Consider the following 5090-nt stretch of genomic DNA (forward strand, 5'->3'; position numbering starts at 1 on the left):
GTCCCAGGGCGAGGCCGCGCGCCCGCCGGGCGACCGGGTGCTGGGCGGTGATCACGCGGGTCGCCCGGGCCGTGCCGGCCAGCAGCCGGTCGGCGACCGGCTCCCGCTCGGCGGCGTAGGTGTCGAGCAGGGCCGCGTCGGCGCGCCCGGTGGCGACCAGCGCGAGGCGCCAGCCCAGGGCGTAGGCGTCCTGCAGGCCGGTGTTCATGCCCTGCCCCCCGACGGGACTGTGCGAGTGCGCCGCGTCGCCGGCGAGCAGCACCCGCCCACGGCGAAAACTTTCCGCCCGGCGCTGGTGGACGCGGAACGCGGTGGTCCAGATCGTCTCGGTCAGCCGCGGCGGGTCGGGCAGCCGCGCGTCGAGCAGCCCCTGCAGCTCCGCCAGGTCGGGATCGGCCCGGTCGTCGGAGTGGTCGGCGGGGGCGTCGGAGTGCGAGTCAGGGAGGTCATCGAGGTCGGGGAGGTCGGGGAGGTCGGCGATGAAGCGCCAGTGCAGGGGGCCGGGCATCGGGAAGGCGGCGACGACGCCGGCGGGGGAGAAGGTCACCTGGCCGTGCGCGCGCTCGCGGGCCCAGTCGGTCACGACGTCGCCGAGGGCGAAGGTCTCGGGCAGGTCGTAGCCGTGCGTGGCGATGCCGGCGGCACGCCGGACCTGACTGTGCGCGCCGTCGCAGCCGACCAGCCAGTCGGCGTGGACGGTGTGCGTCGAGCCGTCGGCGAGTCGCAGCTCCGCGACGACGTGGTCGCTCTCCTGCCGGACCGCCGCGCACTCGACGCCGGTGTCGATCCGCACCCCCAGCCGCGCGGCGTGGGAGCGCAGCAGGTCCTCGGTCTGCGGCTGCGGCAGCGACAGGGTGAACGGGAAGGGGCTCGGCACCCGGCCGATGGGCAACCGGACGACCGTCCCCGCGCCTCGACCCGCCCCCCGACCCGCGCTCCGTCCGCTCCCGCCGGGTCCGCTCCCGCCGGGCCGGCTGCCGCCCGCGTCGGGTCGGCCGCGGACGTCGTGCACCTCGACCTGGCGCAGCGGATGACCGCGGCGCACCGCCTTGGCGGCCAGACCGAGGTCGTCGAGCAGCATCAGCGTGCGGCTGCTGACGGCGAGGGCGCGGCTGCCGGGGGGGCGGACCGACGCCCGTTCCACGACCCGGGTGCGCACCCCGCGTCGGACCAGCTCGGCGGCGAGCAGCAGACCGGTCGGGCCGGCGCCGACGATCAGGACTCCGGTCCGGTCCGCGGCACTCGGCATGCACCGAACGTAGCGATGTCACGGATGGTAGGCAACCGCTGACCGCTGACCGCTGACCGCTGACCGCTGACCGCTGACCGCTGACCGCTGACCGCTGACCGCGGCCCCGGCTCGTGCCCGTGCGAGACGGCAGCGGCGGGTCAGCGCTCTCGGATCACCGTCGCCACCGTGTATGGACGGCCGGCGGGGCCGCCCGCGCTGACCTCGTACACCGCCAGGGAACGGCCGCGGTGGACCGCGCGGGTCGTGAAGGTGACCGGATGGTTGCCGTCGCCGGGCCGCAGGAAGCTGATCCGGACCGACGTGGTGTGCGGCGGCCCGTCCGGATCCGCCAGCGCCACCGCGAGATCGGAACCGCACAGCAGCACACCGCCGTGCACGGTGTTGTGCGGGTTCTGCATCCCGGGACCGCTCGGCAGGACGAGCGCCGGCCCGCCCGCCTCGGCCCCCGCCGTCCCGGCTGCTGACATCGCCTCGGCCGCCGACATCGGCTCGGCTGCCGGTGGCGCCTGCTCGGGGATCGCTCCGGCCGTCGCCGGCGCCGACGCCGACGCCAGATCGAGTGTGTCGAACAGGGACGTGTGGTCCGCGGGGGGCAGGGGCGGGCGCATACCACCCGGCGGCAGGATGTCTGCCGGCACGTAGCGGCAGCGGCCGGTCGCCACGGCCACCACCCGGCCGTCGCCGTCGTACACGGTGGCGGCCGCGAGCCCGCCGACGGCGTCGCGGCCCAGCAGCGTGGCGTGCGCGGTCAGCTCCGGGCCGGCCCACGGCGGGGGGACGACGACCTCCAGCGAGAGCTGGGAGGTCACCGAATGCCGGTCGCCGAGGCGGGCCCGCAGGATCGTCGAGCCGATCGCGTCGTCGACCACGACGCCGAGCGAGCCGACCGTCGGGACGCCGCCGGGCCCGGCCAGCCACGGCCCGATCCGCATCCGCACCCGGGTGCCGTCGTCGCCGTGCACGGGGGGCAGCACCCGGAAGCGGGTCTCGGCGTACTCCCTGGCCCGGGCGCCGGGCGGCTCGGGCCGTTCCGTCGTCGTGGTCAAGCCTTCGGCCCGCCGGCGACGTAGATGATCTGGCCGGAGACGAAGCCGGCGCCCTCGCTGACGAAGAACGACACGGTGTGCGCGATGTCGTCGACCTCGCCGACGCGGCCGACCGGGATCACCCCGGAGGAGGCGGCGACGTACTCCTCCCAGGTCTTGCCCATGCGGGCGGCGGTGGCCCGGGTCATGTCACTGGCGATGAAGCCCGGCGCGATGCAGTTCGCGGTGACGCCGAACTTGCCGAGCTCGATCGCCGCCGTCTTCGTGAAGCCCTGCAGGCCGGCCTTGGCGGTGGAGTAGTTGAGCTGGCCGCGGTTACCCAGCGCCGATGTGCTCGACAGGTTGACGATGCGGCCCCAGCCGGCGTCGACCATGTGCTTCTGGACCGCGCGGGTCATCAGGAACGCGCCGCGCAGGTGCACGCCGATCACCGAGTCCCAGTCGGCCTCGCTCATCTTGAACAGCAGGTTGTCCCGGGTGATACCGGCGTTGTTGATCAGGACGGTCGGCGCGCCGAGCCCCTCGGTGACGGCCGCGACGGCCGCGGTGACCTGCTCGGGGTCGGCGACGTCGGCGCCGACGGCCAGGGCGCGACCGCCGGCCGCGGTGATCGCCTCGACGGTGCCCTTGGCGGCGGCCTCCTCCAGGTCGAGCACGGCGACCGCCAGGCCGTCGTGGGACAGCCGCTGAGCGATCGCGGCGCCGATGCCGCGGGCCGCTCCGGTGACGATCGCGACGCGGGTGGGGGTTTCGGACACGGGCGCACTCCTAGCAGTTGGGATCACGAGCAGGTGGGGTCACGAGCAGTTGGGGGTCACGAGCAGTTGGGGTTACGGCTGTTGCGGCCAGGGCAGAGCAGGTGGGTCACGTGGCAGGGCGGCGGTCGGCGGGCGGGCTCTGGCCGGTCGCGGCCGGTCGCGGCCGGTCGAGGTCCGGCGCTGAGGGCCCCAGAGGCACATTTGCGCTGACCTTCCGGCCAGTCAAGCGAATGGTCACCCTGGGCGGCCGGCGTGGCGCGGTGATCTGCGGCGCGCGCCGGATGAGGTATGAAGGAACTCGTTGTCGGGCGGGCCGGTACAGCCGGCGACGCGAATGTCGTCGTGAGGAAGCTGCGGACATGTCTGTTGCCGAGCCCGTCGGGGCGGCCCACGAGGAGCGCCCGGGGGCGGACCGGCGCGTGCGCCTGCCGAAGTCGGCCGAGCTCGTCGCCGGGCACCTGCGCCGGCAGATCGTCCGCGGGGAGCTCGCCGCCGGCGCGGCGCTGCCCTCCGAAAGCGCGCTCATGGCGCAGTTCCATGTGTCGCGCCCGACGCTGCGCGAAGCCTTCCGGGTGCTGGAGAGCGAATCGCTGATCACGGTGCGGATGGGGCCGGGCGGCGGGGTGCGGGTGCGCCCGCCGGACGTCGACGTCGCCGCCCGCTACGCCGGCCTGATCCTCCAGCACCAGGGCACCGCGCTCGCCGACGTGCTGCAGGTCCGCGAGGTCGCCGAGCCGCAGGCCGTCGCCCACCTCGCCCGCGCCGGCGGGCCGGGGGAGATCGCCCGGCTGCGGGCCGCGCTGGTCGAGCCGGCCGAACCCGCCGAGTCGCCGCTCGAGACGCTGCGTCGCCTCGAACGGTTCCACCCGCTGCTGATCGAGCTGACCGGCAACCAGACGCTGCGGGTCCTCATGGGCATGATCGAGCACATCGTCGAGCTCGCCGACCGGTCGCGGGTGCAGTCGGACGCCGGCTCGCCCGACCTGGCCACGGCGGTGGCGCGCAGCCGGGCCGCGCATGCCCGGGTCGTGGACCTCATCGAGGCCCGCGACGCCGAACGCGCCGAGCGGCTGTGGCGCCGCCACCTCGTCGCCGGCCGGGACTACCTGGAACGCGGCGACGGCACCACCGTGCTGGACATGTTCGGCTGACCCCCCGGCCGGACTCACCTCTCCGTGGATCCGGCGAGGACGTCCGGTGCGGCGGCCCCGGCCGGCTGCGAGGGGTCCGGCTGCGAGGGGGCCTGTGCGGTGATGCCGGCGAGCGCGGCGATGCGGTCGAGCTGGTGCTGCGGGTCGCGCAGGAGCAGCCGGTCGGTCGTGGCCCGCTTGAGGTACAGGTGGGCGGAGTGCTCCCAGGTGAAGCCGATGCCGCCGTGCACCTGGACGTTCTCACTGGCGGCGAGCAGGGCCGTCTCCGAGCAGGTCAGGCCGGCGATGCTGGCCACCTCGGGCAGCTCGGCGGGGGCCTCGTCGGCCGTCCACGTCGCGTACATCACCGCCGACGTGGCCGCCTCCACCTCCAGCAGCACGGTCGCCAGCTTGTGCTTGATCGCCTGGAAGGAGCCGATCGGTCGGCCGAACTGCTCGCGCTGCTTGGCGTAGTCCACCGCCGCGGCCAGGGCCGCCTCGGCGACGCCGAGCTGCTCGGCGGCGAGCAGGGTCACCGCCGCGTCGAGGGTCCGGGCCAGGCCCGGCGCCCCGGCGCCGTCGGCGCCGAGCAGAACCCCGGGTGTGGCGGTGAGGGTCACCCGGGTCACCCGGCGGGTCGGGTCGACGACGGGCAGCGCCTCGACCGACAGGCCCGCCGCGCCGGCGTCGACGAGGAACAGCGACGTCCCGGCGGTGGTCCCGGCGGTCCCGGCGGTGGCCGTGGCGGTGGTGGCGGTGACGACGAACAGCCCGGCGCTCTGCCCGTCGAGCACCCAGTCCTTGACGCCGGTCAGCGCCCAGCCGTCCCCGGCGCGCTCGGCCGTGGTCGTGGGGGTGGCGTCCCAGGCCCGGCCGGGTTCGCGGGCGGCGAGGGTGCCGGTGG

At 75.5% G+C, this 5090-nt stretch carries 5 protein-coding genes; 1 reads left to right on the forward strand and 4 read right to left on the reverse strand.

All coding sequences use genetic code 11. The annotated features are described in order from the left end of the window. From ND748_RS24830 to ND748_RS24840, 3 genes are all read right to left on the reverse strand, one after another. The coding region (locus ND748_RS24830; RefSeq protein WP_251748407.1) for an NAD(P)/FAD-dependent oxidoreductase at positions 1–1249 on the reverse strand (1249 nt) is incomplete at its 3' end. 140 nt (positions 1250–1389) lie between these two features. Then, positions 1390–2298, reverse strand: coding sequence for a PaaI family thioesterase (locus ND748_RS24835; RefSeq protein ID WP_251748408.1), 909 nt, complete (start codon positions 2296–2298; stop codon positions 1390–1392). Then, on the reverse strand, positions 2295–3056 hold the full coding sequence (locus ND748_RS24840; RefSeq protein WP_251748410.1) for an SDR family oxidoreductase: 762 nt from the start codon (positions 3054–3056) through the stop codon (positions 2295–2297). The genes ND748_RS24835 and ND748_RS24840 overlap by 4 nt, the downstream gene beginning before the upstream one ends. A gap of 359 nt (positions 3057–3415) precedes the next feature. Here ND748_RS24840 and ND748_RS24845 point away from each other — a divergent pair, with 359 nt between their 5' ends. Next, on the forward strand, positions 3416–4207 hold the full coding sequence (locus tag ND748_RS24845) for a FadR/GntR family transcriptional regulator (protein WP_251748411.1): 792 nt from the start codon (positions 3416–3418) through the stop codon (positions 4205–4207). A gap of 14 nt (positions 4208–4221) precedes the next feature. Here the strand turns inward: ND748_RS24845 and ND748_RS24850 are convergent. Then, the coding region (locus tag ND748_RS24850) for an acyl-CoA dehydrogenase family protein (RefSeq protein WP_251748413.1) at positions 4222–5090 on the reverse strand (869 nt) is incomplete at its 5' end.

It is taken from the genome of Frankia sp. AiPs1 (genome assembly GCF_023716945.1).
Classification (GTDB): Bacteria; Actinomycetota; Actinomycetes; order Frankiales; family Frankiaceae; genus Frankia.

Bases quoted from the DNA above. Each gene is read 5' to 3' on its own strand.
- ND748_RS24845 (WP_251748411.1), top strand. From the start codon at position 3,416: ATGTCTGTTGCCGAGCCCGTCGGGGCGGCCCACGAGGAGCGCCCGGGG.